This window comes from Marinomonas pontica (genome assembly GCF_036322735.1).
Taxonomy (GTDB): domain Bacteria; phylum Pseudomonadota; class Gammaproteobacteria; order Pseudomonadales; family Marinomonadaceae; genus Marinomonas; species Marinomonas pontica.
The window spans coordinates 3439404-3459158 of the sequence record NZ_AP027271.1 but is presented as its reverse complement, the minus strand read 5'-3'; the positions used below and the strand labels follow the sequence as shown (position 1 = coordinate 3459158).

Genomic DNA, 19755 nt, shown 5'->3' with positions numbered 1-19755 from the left:
GCGAGCGGTTACACATTAAGGTATTGGTCGTGGTTGGGAAGCCACCTCGACAATAACGGCGATACTCTGTCAGGGTATCGGCTGTGTAGCAGGCTAGCGGCCTTTTGAACATCATCCAGCAAGTTCTTATCACGTTGTAAATCCGCTACTTTGAATTCCCATAGGCCGGTTTGTCGTGTACCGAGTAATTCCCCTGGCCCGCGTAATTCGAGGTCTTTTTCTGCGATTTTAAAGCCGTCACTGGTTTCTCTCATGGTAGACAGTCGCTCTTTACCTTGTTGTCCCAGTGGCGCTTTATAAAGCAACACACAATGGCTGGCGGCTTGACCTCGCCCAACGCGTCCACGCAGCTGATGGAGTTGCGCCAGCCCGAGTCGTTCTGGGTTTTCGATGACCATTAAGCTGGAATTAGGCACGTCGACACCCACTTCAATCACAGTGGTCGCGACCAGCAATTGAATCTCGCCTGCTTTGAATTTGGCCATGATGTCGGCTTTTTCTTGTGCTTTGAGTCGACCGTGTACCAAGCCAATGGACAAATTGCCCAATTGTTCTTGTAGCAAAATCGCCGTGTCTTCAGCGGCTTGGCATTGCAGGGCTTCGGATTCTTCAATCAAGGTACAAACCCAATAGGCTTGTTTGCCTTCTTCACAGGCGCTCTTTACTCGATCAATGACCTCTTGGCGACGCTGATCCGATACCACGATGGTGTTGACTGGCGTTCGTCCAGGTGGAAGCTCATCAATGATGGAACAATCTAAATCCGCATACGCTGACATGGCTAGGGTACGAGGAATGGGAGTGGCGGTCATGATGAGCTGATGAGGCTGAAAGCCATGTTTCATGCCTTTTTCTCGTAAGGCCATGCGTTGGTGTACGCCAAAGCGATGTTGTTCATCAATAATCGCCAGCGCCAAACGGTCAAATTCAACCGTATCCTGAAACAGTGCGTGAGTGCCGACCACAATGTGCGCGGCACCTGAAGCGATGTCGGCGAGCTCTTTTTCTCGCACTTTGCCTTTGAGTTTTCCAATCATCCACGCGACGTTAAGCCCCAAGGGTTTGAACCACTGACGAAAGTTATTGTAATGCTGCTCTGCCAGTATTTCGGTGGGAGCCATGATAGCCACTTGATAGCCTGCCTGTACGACGGACGCAGCAGCTAAAGCGGCAACCAAGGTTTTCCCTGAGCCAACATCTCCTTGTACTAAGCGCAACATCGGATGACCTGCGCCTAGGTCTGTGAGAATCTCTTGAAACACTCGGCTTTGCGCATTGGTGGGCGAGAAGGGCAATTGTTGCAACAGTCGTTGGCTTAATTCACCTGCGGTTTGAACCTTAATTGCGGCATCTTGTTTGGCTTTCATGCGTTTGCCTATTAAGGAAAGCTGATGCGCCATCAGTTCTTCGAAAGACAACCGGTATTGCGCAGGATGGCTGCCTGATCGCAGCAATTCGAGGTTGGCTTCTCTCGACGGGTGATGCAGAAAATGGATGGCATCACTCAGTGGCGGCAGGCTGAATTGCGTGCGGATTTCATCGGGTAGCCATTCTTGTAAATTGTAAGGCGTTAAACGCGCTAGCGCTTGTTCACACAGTTGGCGAATCTTGGTTTGCGTTAAACCTTCGGTCAGGGGATAGATGGGCGTGAGTTGTGCTGTCTCCTCCTGTGTTTCGTCCTCGCCAATGACTTTGTATTCTGGGTGATAGATTTCGAACCCTGTGCTGCCGCGGCGAATCTCACCAAAGCAGCGCACGCGTTTGCCGGCTTCCAGCTGTTTCTTTTGCGCGGCGGAAAAATGAAAGAAGCGTAAGCACAGGGTGCCGGTATGATCCTTAATCCGACACAGCAAACTGCGGCGTTTGCCCATTTTTATTTCGCTGCCTGTAATCTGGCCTTCAATAACAGCCTCGTCACCAAACCGCAGCAAGCCGATCGGCACCACGCGCGTTCTGTCTTGGTACCGGATCGGCAAATGAAACAGCAAGTCTTGTACGGTGTGGAGATGCAGCTTGGCGAGCTTCTCTGCCATGGCATCGCCGACGCCTTTTAGCTCGCGCACATCCTGAGTATCTAATCCATCCATCATGCTGTTGGCTTATAAATCCAGATGCTTGCAAGCTTCACGAATGGATTGGCTGACCACTTCGATTGCTTTTGGTCGAGGGAAGCTGGCGCGCCACGCCAATGCCACGGTGCGTTTAGGAGCAGGTGCAGTGAATGGGCGAACTTCCAAAAGATCATGATTGATATTGGTCACGGCGGATTTTGGTAACACCGTCACTCCCAACCCTGACGCCACCATGTAGCGAATGGTTTCCAATGAACTGCCGTTAACAATGGTGCGTCCTTCATTGAACTCGCTGTCGCTGACAATCGGGCACGCTTCTAATACTTGTTCACTAAAGCAGTGACCTTTGCCAAGTAGCAACAGATTGTCGGTAGAAAGTTGATCGGTCTCTATGCTTTTTAATGCTGTCCAAGGGTGTTTTTTGGGCATCAAAACCACAAATTCTTCTTCATAAATCGGCTGTGTGACGACGTCAGGCTCACGAAATGGCAAGGCGACGATAATGGCGTCTAACTCGCCGTTACGCAGCTTAGGACGCAAGTTTTCAGTGAGGTCTTCTTCGATGACTAAGGGCATCTCTGATGTGGCATTGTGCAGCGCAGGAATCATAAACGGGAACAAATACGGCGCAATGGTATAAATGGCTCCGACACGAAGCGGGCCTTTTAGTTGGTTTTTTCCAGAGCTGGCCAGTTCTTTGATCATGTTGGCCTGATCCAACACTCGCTTGGCTTGGGTGATGATTTGCTCGCCTAGTGGGGTGATGTAAACGGAGCTTTTGCTGCGTTCAAAAATCGCTGCACCAAGCTCTTCTTCAAGCTTTTTAACGGCAACGCTAAGCGTTGGTTGTGACACATAACAGCGATCGGCAGCGCGACCGAAATGCTTTTCTTCTGCTAGCATTACAATGTATTTCAATTCCGTTAATGTCATAGCACACCCTCTGACGTGGTCGATTCATTGTTAATAACTATGATAATACATATTTTGATAAAGTATACTCGTTACGAATATTTCTGTACTAGGTTGTCGGGAGAACGCGCATGGCAAACATTCTTATCGCAGGGTGTGGTGATTTAGGGTCGGACTTGGCCAGTGAGTTGGTGTCACAAGGTCATCATGTAACGGGCATACGTCGCACGCAGTCTGTGTTTCCCCATGGTGTGGAAGGCATCACAGGGGATTTGCTTGAGATGGATGACAGCATGCTTCCTGAGGCGGATGTGGTGTTCTTAATCATGACGCCAAATGGGCGCAATGAAGTGGCTTACCGTGCCGCGTACTTTGACACGGCGCAAGTATTAGTCCGTCGATACAAAAATACCGATCAGCCACCCACTGTGTTTTTTGTCTCCAGCACCAGTGTCTATGGTCAAAGCCAAGGGGAGTGGATCGACGAATCAACGCCAGCTCAGCCATCATCGGTAACCGCTGAGGTATTGCTCGACACAGAGCGACTGTTGGCGTCGGCTTTTGCCAGTGTGGCCGTTCGCTGCTCTGGCATTTATGGAGCGGGTCGCTTTCGGCTGCTCGAAACGGTATTAAGCGGAAAGGCATGGGAAGCGAACAGCTGGACGAATCGTATCCATCGTGATGATGTGGTTTCTGCTCTGGTGCTATTGGCACATTGCGCGCTGAGTAAAAAAACACTGCCAGCTCATGTGATTGTGACCGATCAAACACCTGTGTCTATGTGGGAAGTGAAGCTGTGGTTAGCGACGTGTCTTGGTGCGAATGTGGCGGTGAGCAATGGCGAAGGCTTTGTGCCCACGTCAGGAAAGCGCATTCAAGGCCAATACCTTTTCTCACAAGGGTGGCGCTTGCGGTATCCAAGTTATGTCGCGGGTTATCATGGCTTGCTCGATGCGTTTCGCGCACTGAAAAAATAGCCATTGCGAGGAATGTCAGCCACAAAAAAAGAGGCCTCGGCCTCTTTTTTTGTGGTCAGTATCAGAGCGAAGCGTTTAGTCTTCTAACACCATGATACCTTCGATTTCCACTTGTACGCCTTTTGGCAACGCGCGAACACCCATTGCTGCACGAGCTGGGTAAGGTTGCTTAACGAACTGAGTCATGACTTCGTTAACCGTTGCGAAGTTACCCAAGTCCGTCATAAAAATGTTGAACTTCACTACGTTTTCTAGAGAGCCACCAGCGGCTTCACACACGGCTTGTAGGTTTTTGAAAACCTGAGTGGTTTGCTCCACGATGTCTTCGCTGATGACTTCCATGGTTTCTGGCACCAAAGGGATTTGGCCAGACAGATACACTGTGTTGCCTGCGCGAACCGCTTGAGAATATGGTCCAATTGCCGCTGGTGCGTTTTCAGTGTGAATGACTTGCTTTGACATAAATACGTATCCTATTTTAGAAGATCATTTAACAGTAAAGGTAGATGAACTTAGCGCCCAACAATGGTTTCTCGGCTGACCTTTTCCACACATCGAACCGCTTTGATGCGGCGCATAACATCGGCGAGGCCAACGCGGCTGGAAATGGTAATGTTCAATCGTAAGCGACTGACTCGACCACGTTCAATAATGTCCAAATTGGACACTTGGAAATCCGTATCACTGATCGAGCTGGCAATCTTAGCAACCGCACCGCGTTCATTAATGTAAGTCACGATCAAGCTGATGTGCAGCTCTTCTTCGATCTCTTTGCCCCATGACATATGAATAAAACGCTCTGGATTAGAAAGATGATCCTGAACGTTAGGGCAGTTGAGATGATGAATAATAATGCCTTTATCGACCTGAACATAGCCCACAATGGGGTCGCCAGGAATGGGTGCACAACATTTCGCATAGGAAATGAGCATGCCTTCAGAGCCATTAACCTTAAACGATTTTGGCGTGATTAAGGTGTCTTCATCTATGTTCGGGAACAGCTCACGCGCCACAAGATAGCCCACATGACGACCCTTGCCGATGGACTCTAATAGATCATCCAGCGAGCTCAGTTGGTGCGTGGCCAATACTTGTGAAATTTGCTCGGTAGTCAGCTCTTCAATGTTGGTTTTAAACGCATTTAACGAACGAGTGAGCAAGCGATGACCAATCGATATGGCATTCTCGCGTTGTTTGTCTTTTAGATAATGACGAATATTTGTACGCGCTTTGCCGGTAATTGCAAAACTTAACCAAGCGACATTTGGCTGAGCGTTTTTCGCGGTAATGATTTCAACCGTTTGGCCACTTTCTAGCTGTGTACTTAGTGGTGCAAGACGGCGGTTAATTCGGCAAGAGATACAGGTGTTGCCGATCTCGGTGTGCACGCCATAGGCAAAATCAACGGGGGTTGCACCAGAAGGCAATTCAATAATTTGCCCATTCGGTGTGAAAACATACACTTCGTCTGGGAATAAATCGCTTTTCACGTTGTCGACAAATTCGACGGGGTTGCGTGCTTTTTGCTGGATTTCCAGCAAGCTTTTTACCCATTTTGTCGCGCGGTCATGGTTGCTAGGCATGCTAGATGTGCCGCCGACCTTGTATGCCCAATGGGCCGCAATGCCGTTATTGGCCACCAAATCCATTTCTTCTGTGCGTATCTGGACTTCCATTGGAATGCCGTTGGTGCCTAGTACCGTCGTATGAAGAGATTGGTAACCATTGGATTTTGGAACCGCAATGTAATCTTTGAATCGACCTTCAATCGGTTTGAACAGCGCATGAATCACGCCGAGGATTCGATAACAGCTGTCGTGTCGATCGGTGACGATGCGCACGCCCATCACATCCATGATTTCATCTAAAGACCGACGCTTCTTGTCCATCTTTTGATAAATGCTGTAAATGTGTTTTTCACGAACGCTGATACTGGCTTCTATGTAGTCTGCCGCGAGTTCCGATCGAATGGTGTCTTCCAGCTTTTGGGTGTCTTTAATGCGCTGCTGGCCATATTTTTTGTGGATGGCACGTTGAAGCATGCGTGCGCGCATTGGGTAGTAAGCTTGAAAGGCAAGGGATTCTAAATCTACCCGAACGTTGTACATACCCAGGCGGTTTGCAATAGGCGCATAAATGTCTAATGTTTCACGGGCAATACGGCGTTTTTTGTGGGCAGGCATGGCATCAAGTGTGCGCATGTTGTGCAATCTGTCCGCTAACTTAACCAAAATGACGCGAATGTCATCGGCCATGGCCATGGCCATTTTTTGGAAGTTATGGGCTTGTTTCTCAATTTGGCTATTGAATTCTAAGTGAGTCAGTTTGCTCACACCATCGACCAAGCCTGCTACACCTTCTCCAAATTGCTCGGTGAGTGCTTCGCGGCTGATGCCAGTGTCTTCAATAACGTCGTGCAGAAGCGCCGCAGTCAGTCCATCACAATCCATTCGAAGTTCCGATAGAATTTCGGCGACAGCGAGAGGATGGGTGACATAGGGCTCGCCACTTTTACGTCGTTGGCCATCGTGGGCTTGTTCGGCGTAATAGTAGGCACGTTTTACCTTCGAGACTTGCTCGTAAGGCAAATACTGACTCAAGGTCAGTGCTAACTCTTCAATGGTATACATCGCTCACCTCACTAGGGCAAAAAGGAAGTGCGACTGTTGTGATCTGAGCGACACCATAGAGATTAAAACTCGTGCAATGGGCGCTTTTGCTGATCAACATTCTTGGCGTTGATCAGGTTATCTGCGATTTCACGTAGTGCAACAACAGTAACTTTGTCGCCTTCTAAAGGCACTTTTGCGTCTTCGCCGCCAGTGGCAAGTTGACGAGCGCGTTTTGACGCGACCATCACTAGTTCAAAGCGGTTATCAACATTTTCTAAACAATCTTCTACGGTAACTCGAGCCATTTTGACCTCTGTGTTCGGTTATCTATTTTTCCAAGGGTAATTCTACTTAACGGCTTCTTACAATGACAAGAGATCATTTATAAGAATGGTATTTTTTTCTTTCATTACAGTGGTTTTCGAGCGCATTGCGGTGAAAATGGACTGTAATTGTGACAAGGCGGTATCGAAGTCGTCATTGACGATCACAAAATCGTATTCATCGTAATGCGACATTTCATTAACGGCTTTGCTCATGCGTCTTTGGATGACGTCATCTGCGTCGGTTCCTCGACCACGTAAACGCTCTTCAAGAGAGGCCAGCGACGGTGGCAGAATGAAAATCCCCATGGCGTCAGGGTAAAGTTGTCGAACTTGACGCGCCCCTTGCCAATCAATTTCTAAAATAACATCCAAGCCGTCTTCAAGCATGGTGAAAATCGATGCCTTTGATGTGCCGTAATAGTTATCAAACACTTGGGCGTGTTCGAAGAAGGCATCTTCCGCAATCATATCTAAAAAGTCTTCAACGTCTGTGAAATAGTATTCTCGACCGTGTTCTTCGCCGGTTCTTGCTGCGCGAGTGGTATGAGAAATAGAAATTCGCACCTGGCTGTCTTGACTCAATAGCGCCTTGTATAAGGTCGATTTACCGGCACCAGAAGGCGCAGATAAAATGAATAAATTGCCTTTATGTTTGTCCATGGGGTTTTTTTAATCCGCCTGTCGATGTCTTTTTCAACGTTTTACTATATCACAAACCTACGAAGCAAATGTGTGTTCTTGGTAAAGACAATAGCGTGTATTCTTTATAACGTCATACAAATTGAAGAGAATGCGTGGTTACAAAAACTTTCTTAAATATTGAAGATATTTGCAAAAATATCACTACTCTTAACGGAATGTAATCATCGTTCTAATTTACACCGCAAGTTAAAAATGGAAGGGAAACTAAGATGGATTTACCCTCTAATGACAATCCAACACTGCTGACGCCTACGTCCAGACACTATTGCAAAATCTTGTCTGTAGAAGACGATCAAGACTATCAAGAAGCCTTGCTTAACGGTTTAAGCGCGTTGAACTACGACAATAAAGAGGTTGAGTTTTTGACCGCCTCTTCTGCGGCGGATGCCGCCACTGTCATCGCGGCAAATCCAGATATATCGGTCATGTTTTTAGATGTGGTGATGGAGACCGATGTGGCGGGTTTGCGTTTAATTCGCACTATCAGAGAAGTCATTGGGAACGATCTGGTGCGAATTGTATTGCTTACTGGTCAGCCAGGTATGGCGCCAGTAGATGATTTAATTGATCAGTATGATATTGACGATTATTGGTGCAAAGCAGACCTGACTCAGTCGCATTTACAAACCATCGTACTGAGTAATTTGCGTACGTGGGAACACCTTTCCGACATGAAGGAAGCACGCCATGGTATGCAACTGCTATTGGCTTCCAGTCAAAGAATCGCCTCAAAAAGCGACATCGTTGAATACACGCACTCCATTCTAGAAGAGGTAGGGCAACTTCTAAATATAAACAGTGGCGGCATTGTCTGTTTTCTTCACACCGAAGACGATCTGATTGAGCACGCTCGAATTGTGGCAGCCAGTGGGGAGTTTTCATCGTATGTGCACCGAGATTTGTTGTCGGTTGCCAGCAAAGAAGAGATTCTTAAAGGGGTCGTTGAACAAGCGAGCAAGCAGAAGGGTCATGTTTTCCTAGAAGGCTTTTCGGTGTTGTATTTCTCGAATAAAGAATTGGATGAACGAGAATACATGGTCGTTGTGAAGTTGAATCGAGCACTGGCTGCAAATGAAATTAACCTGTTGCAAATTTTTTGTGAAAATATCGGTGCAGGGTTTCGGAATGTGGCGTTGCATAACAAGCTTACTGAGCTAGCTTACGTTGACCCTATTTTAGGGCTTTACAACAAAAACTGGCTGTTACGTGAGATTCGTAACATGCTGTCTTGGGAGCGAGAAAAAGCCACGTTGTTAATGGTGTACGTGGATGATTTGGCGTACACCGAATCAGTGCTTGGAGCCAAATATTGCGACCAGCTTATTTTGTCGCTTTATGATCACCTAAATGAATTTTTTGATAAAACCGCTGATATTGCTTTGTTGGAACGGGATACCCTGATGTTGGTTGTCTACGACAACCAAGACTATAACGAGTCCTCCTTAGAGCGCATCATACATACCAATATTAAGGTCGAAAAGGCCACACATTCGCTTGATTTGACCATCAGTTCAGTGAAGTTTTCCGAATTCTCCTCTTATAATCCAGAGCAACTGATCAGCGTAGGAAAAAGTACGTTGGCAAGGGCGAAATACGATGGTGTGGCGTATTTGGCCTTTTGCAATGAATTGGCCTCTGCCATGTTTGGCCGTTATGAGTTACTGCAAGATTTACGAGAGGCGATTCTAAACAATGAAATAGTGCCGTATTTCCAGCCCAAAGTGAGCCTGAAAGACAATGCCTTAATTGGCTTCGAAGCGTTAGCGCGATGGGAACACAAGACGCGCGGCTTTATCTCACCAGAGCTGTTTATTTCTTTGGCCGAAAGCAGTGGATTGATTGATAAGTTAGATCGGCAAATGTTGCGTCAGTCGTGCCGAGCAATTAAGGCGCTTAAAGGGATTGGTATCAATGTGCCCATTTCGGTGAACGTGGCGGGCAATGAAATTATCCGCCCAGACTATTTTTCTAATTTTAAAACGATTCTTGAAGAAGAGCAGGCACCTGCTGAATTGATCGAATTAGAGATTACGGAATCGCAATTGATTAATGAAAAAGCCACCATAAACAGGCATTTATCGGCGCTAAAAGCATTGGGCGTGCACACGAATATTGACGACTTTGGCACGGGGTATTCTTCCCTAGCGTATTTGTCTACTTTGTCAGTATCGACGTTAAAAGTGGACCACAGTTTTGTGTGGCAAATGGAAGAATCAGAAAAAGATTTTGAAATCCTGAAAATGATTATTGAATTGGGCAATATATTGGGCTTGAGTGTTATTGCAGAAGGCATTGAGACCGAACAACAAAAAGCGCATTTGCTAAGCCTAGGTTGTGAGAACGGCCAAGGCTATTTGTTTGCTAAGCCAATGTCTTTGGAAAATACCATTCACTGGGTTCAATCTGGCCAATAATTCGATGACACTAAAAAAGTATTTCGGACGCAAGAAAACGCAAATATTTATATGCATGTCTGCCATTGCTGTGTTCATCTCTGTACTGAGTTTTGGCAGCTACCGTTACTTTTTAGACAATAAAATCAGTCAGCTTGCTTGGACTGAATCGGAGGTGTTGTCACGTAGCGCGAGCGCTTTTAGTCGAGAAATTGGCCATATTAAGCGTGTGACCTTACTACTACGCAACAGTGTGAATGCCCGCCTGATATCTCAACAGGCTCCAGCGTCCGATCCGATTGAATCGGGTGACGATTGGAAGGTGCGAGTTGCGGATGAATTTAGTCGCTTTGCGCAGACGTCTCGCTTGATTTCACAAGTGCGCTGGATCGCGCCAAATGGTCAGGAGTTAGTTCGTATTAATGCCCAAGATGGTGTGATCACCCGTGTTTCAGAGTCTCAGCTGCAAGACAAATCGGATCGAGGCTATGTGAAAAACGCCCCTCGTGTTGGAGACAACACCGTTTACATCTCGTCACTTGACCTCAACATAGAAAATCAAGAAATTGTGCGACCCTTTCAACCAACGGTTCGTGGGGTGGTTCGTATAGACGGGAATATGCCCGGCATTCTGGTGGTCAATTATGACCTGACAAAGCTATTTGAGCTGATGCGTTCGTTCAGCGGAGATGGCGTGAATTTGGAAATATTGGATGCGAATGGATTCTGGATGCTGTCGTCCAACAAAAGCCTTGAATGGGGCGGCATTCTTTACCCGCAAGATGCGCGATTTAACATAGCGACTCACTTTCCTGAGATTTGGCAAGAAATAAACGCCATCGATGGATTGGAAAGAATCTTCGACGACAACCGATTATGGGGGTTGCTAAAACTACATATAGACGAAGAAGAAGTGGTGAAAGAGGGGACAAAAGTACCGTTACTGTATTTTGTCGCCCAGTCTCACGCTGAAGTATTCGCTCTATGGCAAAGGACGATGCTTGCGACCATTGTGGTCATTGCGAGTATCAGTTTTTTGATGATTGCTTGGCTGGTGTGGCGTCAAATCGTAGCGCAATTCGAAACCTATCGATTGTTGAAATTGGTTCAGCAAGAAAAAGAGCAAGCCGAGCTGGCAAACCAGCAGCTGCGTTTGACCAATTCACGACTCGTGGATTTGCAGGATGAATTGGTCGAGACCAGCAAGCTATCGTCGTTAGGGCTAATGGTCGCAGGGCTGGCTCATGAAATGCACACACCGTTGGGCGGCGTCAGAATGGCGTTGTCGTCGTGCAAAATTTGGCTGGATAAAGAGTCGGATTTACTCTCTAAAAAAGCAGCGGAAGGCATGAACAATTCGCTTTCTATTGCCGAAAAAAACCTTCTTCGAGCACTGGAGGTGGTATCAAGCTTCAAACGTATTGTGTCAGATAGAATGGCGCAGGAAACCCAAACCTTCTTTTTTCACAATGTTGTGAGTGACATTATGTTCACTTACAAGCCTGTGCTAAAAAAACGTCCAGAGATTAAAGTACACATCGATGTACCGCAAAATATCAAAATGTTGGGTTTTCCGGGAATCATGTCGCAAATACTGCAGAACTTGATCGACAATGCGCTAGACCACGGATTTCAGCGATTGGACAAAGGGTTGATCACGCTCACTGCGAAACAGGACGCCGACAATTTGGTGCTTATGCTCAAAGACAACGGTCGTGGTATTTCCCCTGAAATGAAAAAACGTATTTTTGATCCATTTGCCACAACAGGGCGTACGAATAAACACACAGGGTTGGGCCTTCACCTGGTTAGCCAATGGGTGAGCGTGCTGATGAAAGGTCACATTGACGTTGAGTCCGAGGTGGGTGTTGGCACAACGTTCACGTTGACTGTTCCATTGGAGCAAAAAATCACAGAAGAAGAGAACTGATCTGGGATTTTTTGCCAAACCAAATGGGATAAGTGGCGGCTTATTGTTTTGGCTTAGGGCTTGCGATCCAGCCTAACACTAACCACACGAAACAAATCGCTAACATCACAAACAAGGGCAATGTCCAAGATTGATGCCAGTCGAACAGTGCGCCTATCATCACCGGCCCAATTGCGGCCAATGTATACCCAATCAACTGCGCCATACCCGACAGAGCCGCTGCTTGTTTTGGGCTGTGGGTTCGTAAACTCACAAATGACAAGCCCAAAATAAACCCCATGCTGATGCCAAAACCAAACGATACACACCATAGGGCCGACCAACTTGGCACAAACAAAAAACCGGATAGACTCACCAAGGTCAAGCCCGTCGAGAACAAACAAAGTCGTCGGTGACTGCCTAACTTATTGATAAATGGCGCCAAAATAAGCGACGGCAGCGCCCCCGCTAATTGCAAATAACCTTGATACAAGCCCGCAGTAGAATCGCTGTAATTGTGGCTCATCAAAATGGCTGGCACCCACGCCACCACAATGTAATTCAACAACGAATTCACCGCTAAGAAACCAGCCACTTGCCACGCTGTCAGCGAGCGCCAGACACTGGACGCGGTATCAATTTGACTGTCTTGTGGCGCTTGGTGCTGGGTTATTTTGCAGCTAAACCACACCACCAAAGGCAATATAATCAGCGCACTTTGGCACGCTAATGCAAATGACCAGCCTGATATGGGCAAATCGAAAGGCGACTGTTCTGCGTACACGCTCAAAGGGACCGCAAAACTCGACATCAAAAAACCACCAATGCTCATCATCAACACGTATATCGCCGTCAGCTGAACCACATACTGGGGGAATTCACGTTTCAGCAAACTGGGCAGCAGCACATTGCCAATCGCGATCCCTGCACCAATCAACACGGCACCAAGGTACAAAGTGCTGATTGAACCAAACGTTCGGATCATCATACCCAGGGCAATGAGACCCACGCCTGACGCCAAAATGCGTTCAATGCGAAAGTGCCGCGTTAGCCAAGACGCCACTGGGGCAAACACCGCAAACGCCAATAAAGGCAAGCTAGTGAGCAACCCCAATTGGGAGCTGCTCAATGACAAATCCAAACTAATTCGTTCTAATAATGGCGGTAGCCCAGTAACCGGACCACGCAAACTCAGTGCGACTAAAAAAATAAATAATAATAAATACGCAGCGTCATGTTGCGCTAAGCGTTGTAATGATTTCATGAATATTCCACTAACAGTCGACATCAAGGTGGGTTGTTGAGCGCGTATTATAGGTGCTAATCTTCTAACTTAATTTGGTCATTTGGACAGTAAATTGCTAAATCCAGACAAATTGTCATCTCGTCTTGTGACAGATTTACACTTTGCCGATTCCTATCCGCAGCGAGTTCTGGTGTTGCGTTCAGAATCCGCACCACACATCGAAGAGACACCTTGGCATAATCATCAAAAAGGCCAGCTTGTGATGCCCTTAACTGGCGTTGTGACCAGCTTTATTAATGACAAAATGTGGTTGGTTCCACCTCGTTGCGCGGTATGGATTCCCAGCATGGTTATGCACCGTAATCAGATTTCGCCCCGCGCGGATGTGTGTATGTTGTTTGCAGATTCGGCTAACTTGGCGATGCCTGAGTCAGCGTGCACCATCACAGTCACGCCATTGTTACGAGAACTCACTACCTACCTTGCTACACAAGCTCCCAACTATTCGCCGGATTCAGCGACAGACAGGCTGGTGACTGTGCTGCTTGATCAGCTTGTGAAGCAAGAACGAGAAGAGTTTGATTTCCCTATTCCAGATGAGCCAACGCTGCATCGCCTTGCGCTTGCATTGATTGCAAAACCACACGAGAAACGCACACTAGGGGAGTGGGCCAACGATTTCGCCATGAGCGAGCGAACGTTAGCCCGTATGATAAAGCGTCATGTGCAGCTGACGTTCGGTCAATGGCGCAGCCAACTGCACATTGTGCTCGCGTTACAAAAACTTGCCATCAACCTGCCCATTCAAACCATATCCGAAGAACTGGGCTACGACTCAGTCAGTGCCTTTATTACCTTTTTTAAAAAAGCGCTGGGCAAATCCCCAAGGCAGTATCGGATAGAGCGTTGGGGACGTTAGTGGGCAAACTTTAACACCACCACGCCAAGGATAATCAGTAACACGCCCATGTAGCGAAGCAAGGATGTCGGATCGCCATAAAACCAAATACCTAGTAAAAAGGTTCCGGACGCTCCAATGCCTGTCCATACAGCGTACGCGGTTCCCATAGGGATTTCTTTTTGCGCTAACCACAGCAAGGTACCACTGACAGCCATAAAACCAATCGCCATGGCTATGCCTAATATTTTTGAGCAACCTGATTGCGCCATTTTTAGGCCAACTGGCCAACCGATTTCCGTCAACCCAGCCAACAACAAATATACCCAACTCATGCCTTTCTCCTTATTTTCGAAGACAATGTATTTGCGCGCTAGACTATCAATAAATATGATGTATAAAAGTTAATAACTATCGAAATTATTCATATGTTGAGTCTAGAGCAAATTAATATGCTGGTGTTGTCTGCCGAGCTCGGGTCGTTTTCCGCGTGCGCCAGACGTTTGGGCAAAGTTCAATCGGCCGTGAGTCATGGCATTAGCAACCTAGAGCTGGATTTGGGGGTAGAGCTGTTTGACAGAACCTCGCGCAGCCCAACCCTAACGCCAGAAGGGGAGCGCTTACTGCGCAGCGCGAAAGCCTTATTAGCGCAGTCGCATGAGTTTGAAAAGATTGCCGAATCCATACTTCGCCATGAAGAAAGCCACCTGACCGTAGCGGTAGATGATGCATTGTTTGCGCCTCACGTCTCGGCTGTTTTGGCGCAGTTTGCTCGCGAATTCCCGCTGGTACAGCTGGATGTTATGTCGATCGCATCAACGGATATTATCGATGCCGTTGTTAACGGCGACATGGACATTGGCGTAATGTTTTCTGAAGTGGAGGTGAACAAAAAAGTGGACTTTTGTTACGTCGGCGGCGTGGACTTTGTGGCGGTGTGCCATCCTCTTTTTCCCCTAGCGACACAAAAAGTTCTGTCTGAATCCGACCTTGCTCCTTTTCGTCAGGTGGCTGTTAGGGGTAAGCAAAAGCGAGAGTCACAAGTGCTTATTAGTATGACGCCTAATGCGTGGTGGTGTACAAGCTACCACGCTGTGCTCGAACTGGTTCAACAGCAAATCGGTTGGGCGTATTTGCCCGTCGCCTTAGTCGACCCACTGATCAAACAAGGTGACATACACAAGATCGACGTCGCCTTCGACTACAAACCATGGTCTGTGCCTGTGGATTTGGTATTCATGAAAGGGGCGCGACGCGGTATTGCCTCTCAGTGGCTTTTTGATGCGTTGAAAAACGCCTTTTCTGCTGAGCGGTAGGCAGGGTGAAAAGAGTTTTTTGGTTGTTTTATCTTTAAGTGTGAAACCAGATACCGTGCGTCTGATAGAAAAACAACTGGAGGCTTGTTGGCAAGACAATAAAGGCTTGTTGGGGGAATGAACTGATACAACATTTTGGATGTGCGGGCAGGCTCATCAAGATAGGACTGTATTCCTATAATGGTTTAAAATATAGGAATACAGTCCTGCTTTTAAATAGGGATAAATAAAATGCCTAAGAGAGACATGCACCGAGTGTTATTTCCCAAGCAACTCAAGGTCTTGCGTGTGTTCGGTGAAGATTTGTTGTTGGCGGCTAAGCGACGAGGCTTTACCAAGCAATTGATTTGTGACCGTACAGGGTTTGATAACAAAACAGTGAACAAAGTCTTTGCGGGTGATCCGGGCGTGGCGATTGGTACTTATATTAAAGTCATGGCCGTGCTTGGTATGGAGGACAATTTCTCGACACTGGCTGCCCATGACGAAGTAGGCGTTAAGCTGCAAAACATTAAGCTACTGGAGGGCAGGAAATGAGCCGTCGAGTGGTGGATGTTTATGCCCATTGGATGCCTATCGACCCGCCTTTGTTAGAGGGGCAGCTGACGTTCGCAGAAAGCAGCCGAGGTGGTGTGTTTAGCTTTGCTTACGATAAAGCCTTTCTAGCATCGGATTACCGCTTACAGATAGATCCACTGCTAACGCTTCATGATGGTGAACTGCATAACGATTCACCTGATAAAAACTTCCGCGCATTTTTGGATTCATCGCCGGATCGTTGGGGTCGCATTCTCATGCAGCGACGAGCCGCCATTGAATTTAACAAAGGCTTACGGACAACGAGTCGACTCACTGGTTCGACAGACTTTTTAGATAACAACAGCGAGTTTGCTGCACCGCCTATGGCCTCTCTACGCGAGTTGGAATATGTCGCTCTCCAAATAGAAAAAGACGACAATATTGAGAGCGATGAATATTATCGCTGGCTAAAAATGTTGATTTCTCCTGGCTCATCGTTAGGCGGTGCTAGGCCAAAAGCGTGCGTGACGGAGGTTTGATATAAAACAGACTTTGCTTAACTATGGCGAGGGATTGCTATTAACTCCGTGGTTTTTAATACGTATGATCGTTTAAGGAAGCATGGCTTCCTTTTGTAAATCTGTTTGATCTAATCGTTTTAGACATATACATCTTAATCAAAGGATTCTGAATTACTCATGCAGCAAGTTGGCATTTATGAGCAGTTAATTACTCAGCTGATCTCTTCGCGATTAGATAAGCAAACTTTTTACATTGGCGAACGTCAGCTTGAAGCCAGCGAAGCGGGTGTTTGGCTTTCCCGATTTTTGAGCCGTATTTTAGAGTTTGCCGTGAACTCTATTCCGTCTGGTGATGATCAGCTACAGGAACAAATCTACTTTGCGAATCAGCTAATGCTGTGGCTCAAAGAGCGACTGCAAGATGATGATTTTATTGATGAAAATCTACTGGATTGCCAAGGTAGAATACTTACTGCTTTATATGAGTTAGAAAACCCTGTTGCTGCTAACTTGAAGCAATATGTAAAAGATATTTTTCCTCTGACAGGGTTGACTCAAAGTGAACTTTTTTGTGGCAGCAACGCTGGCTTATCTCTTGAATCTGAGTTGAAACGAGAAATCCTTTCTGCCGATAAAATCTACTGGTTAGTATCTTTTATTAAATGGGCTGGGATTCGCATTTTTCGAAGAGAGCTTGAAGAATTTACCCGAAGCGGTCGCGAGTTAAAAATCATTACGACGTCCTATATGGGTGCTACTGACGCTAAAGCGGTTGAGTATTTAGCCAGTCTGCCTAATACCAAAGTGAAGCTAAGTTACAACACTGAGCGAGAGCGGCTTCATGCGAAGAGTTATCTGTTCTTGCGTGATACTGGCTTTCATACGGGCTATATTGGGTCTTCAAATTTGTCCCATTCCGCGCTCACCAGTGGTCTTGAATGGAATTTAAAAATCACGTCCCAAGAAATCCCGCACATCATTAATAAATCATTGAGTACCTTTGAGACCTATTGGGCATCTAATGAGTTTGAAGCGTTTAGTGGTGACGCTACCAGCTCTGCGAAATTGAAACGGGCTTTGAAGCAGCAGCGAGGCGATAGTGATGCTAGTCAGTCGCATTTTTTCGACATCACACCATTTCCACATCAACTCGAAATTTTAGAGCAGTTAGCCGTTGAGCGCAGTGTTCATCAACGTTTTAGAAACCTTGTTGTAGCCGCTACGGGAACAGGGAAAACGCTGATTTCAGCGTTTGATTTTGCGCAGTTTTTAAAAACGAAACCAACAGCTAACTTTTTATTTATTGCGCATCGTGAAGAAATTCTAAAACAAGCACGTTCGGCTTACAGAGGTGTTTTGCGAAATGGGTCGTTTGGTGAACTATGGGTTAGCGGTCATACACCAGAACATTATCGTCAACTGTTTGTTTCTATTCAGACCCTTAATAACCAATTAGAGTCGCTAAGCTTAACCGCAGACTTTTACGACTACATCGTGATTGATGAAGTTCATCACATCGCGGCAACGAGTTATCGTAAAGTATTACACTACTTTCAACCGAATATTTTGCTAGGACTGACAGCGACACCGGAGCGTCATGATGGTGGTGATATTTTAGGCGATTTTGGTGGGGTTATTGCTGCTGAATTGCGTTTGCCTGAAGCGATAAATCAACGTCACCTTTCTCCTTTTCAATACTTTGGGATAGATGACGAGACTGATCTGCGCAATATCTCGTGGAGCCGTGGTCGTTATGATATTGCTCAGCTGACAAACCTATACACACATAACCAAGCACGTTTTGATAAAATATTGCTGAGTTTGCAGGAAATCGTCACAGATCTCCATCAAATGAAGGCATTGGCCTTTTGTGTGAGTCGCGATCATGCGAATTACATGGTGCGACAATTACTGTTAAAAGGCGTTAAGGCGGACGTACTGACCAGTGATAACAGTAATGAGCGTCAGCAGAAGCAACAGGCAATTCGGTCCGGTGAAATTAATGTGTTGTGTGTCGTCGATATTTTCAATGAAGGGGTCGATATTCCAGAAGTCGATACCTTGTTGTTTTTACGACCGACGGAAAGTCTCACCATTTTCTTACAGCAGTTAGGTCGTGGTTTACGCTTGGCTAATGGTAAAGAATGTTGCACCGTTTTGGATTTTGTCGGTAACTCTCGTCCAGAGTACGATTTTGCCAGTAAGTTCAGAGCGTTAGTTGGTAAAAGTAATCGAGCGATTAGTGAAGAGATTAAACAGGGCTTCCCACAAGCGCCGTTAGGTTGTCGAATTGAGCTGACGAAACGCACCCAAGAAATGGTGCTGCAAAATATTCGTCAAGCCAGCGTGAGTCGTTCACGATTATTGGGCATGATTCGCCAATTTGAGCAAGATTTCACATTGGATTTATCATTAGCCAATTTTCTCAAAATGCACCCTCAAATCGACCTGGAAGATATTTATAAGAAAGACAGCTGGGCCACTTTAGTAAACGAAGCAAACGTTAATCAGGTCCAAGAATTGAAGAGCATAGAGCTACACACGATTTATAAACGGGCAATTGATACTCGATTTCTTGTCTGTGACTCTTATCGCTATTTGAGTTTTCTACGTGACTTATGTCAGAACAAGTTTGTATTGAGCGACGACATGGATCAACGGATGGCGCTCATGTGCCATTATGATTTTTGGCAAAAAAGTGGTGTTGAGCTGGGTTTTTCTTCGCTGCAAGTGAGTCTGAAAGCGCTTGAAAATGTGCATTTACGAGCTGAGCTTGTTGATGTGTTGACGATTTTGATCAACCGTATTCAGCATCAAGAATTGCCTATGTTAGACATGATATCTAATCCGCTAACGTCACACGCTCGCTATACTCGAGAGCAAATTTTGGTCGGCTTTGGCGCGTCAACATTTGAAAAGCGCTCGCCTGCTCGTGAAGGTGTGTTAGAAATCAAAGAAGACAATGTAGAGATTTTGTTTGTCACACTGAATAAAAATGAAAAGCAATTTTCTCCTACTACCATGTATCACGACTATGCAATTAACGAGCACTTATTTCACTGGCAGTCGCAAAATAGCGCGCGACCAGATAGAGGAAAAGGGCTTAGCTATGTCGAACAGAATGAAAATGGTAAGCGTGTTTTCCTATTTGTACGTGAACAAAGCAAAGATGAAAATGGTCGTACAATGAGTTTCGTGAATTTTGGCGAAGTGGATTATATTTCTCATACTGGCAGCCAACCAATGAGTATCACATGGCGATTACAACAAGCCATGCCAAACTTTATGTGGAAGCAAGCGGCTAAACTGGCGGTGGGGTAGAAAGTGTTTTTGAAACGCAATGTAAGAGAGT

At 46.3% G+C, this 19755-nt stretch carries 16 protein-coding genes; 8 read left to right on the top strand and 8 right to left on the bottom strand.

Annotated features, from left to right (window positions below):
• Positions 1–8 precede the first annotated feature (8 nt).
• Both recG and AABA11_RS16270 read right to left on the bottom strand, forming a co-directional pair.
• Positions 9–2090, bottom strand: a complete 2082-nt coding sequence (gene recG, locus AABA11_RS16275; RefSeq protein WP_338269509.1) for an ATP-dependent DNA helicase RecG — start codon at positions 2088–2090, stop codon at positions 9–11.
• A 9-nt stretch (positions 2091–2099) separates the two neighbouring features.
• Positions 2100–3005, bottom strand: a complete 906-nt coding sequence (locus tag AABA11_RS16270; RefSeq protein WP_265727466.1) for a hydrogen peroxide-inducible genes activator — start codon at positions 3003–3005, stop codon at positions 2100–2102.
• Positions 3006–3115: 110 nt separating this feature from the next.
• On the opposite strand from AABA11_RS16270, the gene AABA11_RS16265 reads away from it, so the two are divergent.
• Positions 3116–3961, top strand: coding sequence for an NAD-dependent epimerase/dehydratase family protein (locus AABA11_RS16265; RefSeq protein WP_265727467.1), 846 nt, complete (start codon positions 3116–3118; stop codon positions 3959–3961).
• 75 nt (positions 3962–4036) lie between these two features.
• Here AABA11_RS16265 and AABA11_RS16260 read toward each other — a convergent pair whose 3' ends face one another.
• The 4 genes from AABA11_RS16260 to gmk form a co-directional block, all read right to left on the bottom strand.
• Complete coding sequence (locus AABA11_RS16260) at positions 4037–4423, bottom strand: RidA family protein (protein WP_024024215.1); 387 nt, start codon at positions 4421–4423, stop codon at positions 4037–4039.
• Between the two features lie 50 nt (positions 4424–4473).
• The gene (locus tag AABA11_RS16255) at positions 4474–6591 is read right to left on the bottom strand and encodes a RelA/SpoT family protein (protein WP_338269504.1); all 2118 of its coding nucleotides are present in this window, start codon (positions 6589–6591) and stop codon (positions 4474–4476) included.
• Between the two features lie 62 nt (positions 6592–6653).
• On the bottom strand, positions 6654–6878 hold the full coding sequence (gene rpoZ, locus AABA11_RS16250; RefSeq protein WP_265727469.1) for a DNA-directed RNA polymerase subunit omega: 225 nt from the start codon (positions 6876–6878) through the stop codon (positions 6654–6656).
• Between the two features lie 57 nt (positions 6879–6935).
• Positions 6936–7559 (bottom strand): guanylate kinase, encoded by a 624-nt coding sequence (gmk, locus tag AABA11_RS16245; protein ID WP_265727470.1) that lies wholly within the window; start codon positions 7557–7559, stop codon positions 6936–6938.
• Positions 7560–7810: 251 nt separating this feature from the next.
• Here gmk and AABA11_RS16240 point away from each other — a divergent pair, with 251 nt between their 5' ends.
• Positions 7811–10015 (top strand): EAL domain-containing protein, encoded by a 2205-nt coding sequence (locus AABA11_RS16240; protein ID WP_338269503.1) that lies wholly within the window; start codon positions 7811–7813, stop codon positions 10013–10015.
• 4 nt (positions 10016–10019) lie between these two features.
• Positions 10020–11924, top strand: a complete 1905-nt coding sequence (locus AABA11_RS16235) for a sensor histidine kinase (RefSeq protein WP_338269501.1) — start codon at positions 10020–10022, stop codon at positions 11922–11924.
• A gap of 40 nt (positions 11925–11964) precedes the next feature.
• Here AABA11_RS16235 and AABA11_RS16230 read toward each other — a convergent pair whose 3' ends face one another.
• Positions 11965–13167, bottom strand: coding sequence for an MFS transporter (locus AABA11_RS16230; protein WP_338269500.1), 1203 nt, complete (start codon positions 13165–13167; stop codon positions 11965–11967).
• Between the two features lie 94 nt (positions 13168–13261).
• Here AABA11_RS16230 and AABA11_RS16225 point away from each other — a divergent pair, with 94 nt between their 5' ends.
• On the top strand, positions 13262–14068 hold the full coding sequence (locus tag AABA11_RS16225) for an AraC family transcriptional regulator (RefSeq protein WP_265727474.1): 807 nt from the start codon (positions 13262–13264) through the stop codon (positions 14066–14068).
• On the opposite strand, the gene AABA11_RS16220 is transcribed toward AABA11_RS16225, so the two are convergent.
• On the bottom strand, positions 14065–14382 hold the full coding sequence (locus AABA11_RS16220) for a DMT family transporter (protein WP_338269497.1): 318 nt from the start codon (positions 14380–14382) through the stop codon (positions 14065–14067). The genes AABA11_RS16225 and AABA11_RS16220 overlap by 4 nt on opposite strands.
• 93 nt (positions 14383–14475) lie before the next feature.
• On the opposite strand from AABA11_RS16220, the gene AABA11_RS16215 reads away from it, so the two are divergent.
• The 4 genes from AABA11_RS16215 to AABA11_RS16200 all read left to right on the top strand — a co-directional run bounded on the left by AABA11_RS16215 (position 14476) and on the right by AABA11_RS16200 (position 19724).
• The gene (locus tag AABA11_RS16215; protein WP_338269496.1) at positions 14476–15363 is read left to right on the top strand and encodes a LysR family transcriptional regulator; all 888 of its coding nucleotides are present in this window, start codon (positions 14476–14478) and stop codon (positions 15361–15363) included.
• Positions 15364–15594: 231 nt separating this feature from the next.
• Positions 15595–15900, top strand: coding sequence for a transcriptional regulator (locus AABA11_RS16210; protein ID WP_265219567.1), 306 nt, complete (start codon positions 15595–15597; stop codon positions 15898–15900).
• A complete protein-coding gene (locus AABA11_RS16205) occupies positions 15897–16421 on the top strand; it encodes a hypothetical protein (RefSeq protein ID WP_338269493.1) in 525 nt (174 codons plus the stop codon). The genes AABA11_RS16210 and AABA11_RS16205 overlap by 4 nt, the downstream gene beginning before the upstream one ends.
• 159 nt (positions 16422–16580) lie before the next feature.
• Positions 16581–19724, top strand: a complete 3144-nt coding sequence (locus AABA11_RS16200; protein WP_338269491.1) for a DEAD/DEAH box helicase — start codon at positions 16581–16583, stop codon at positions 19722–19724.
• Positions 19725–19755: the final 31 nt, after the last annotated feature.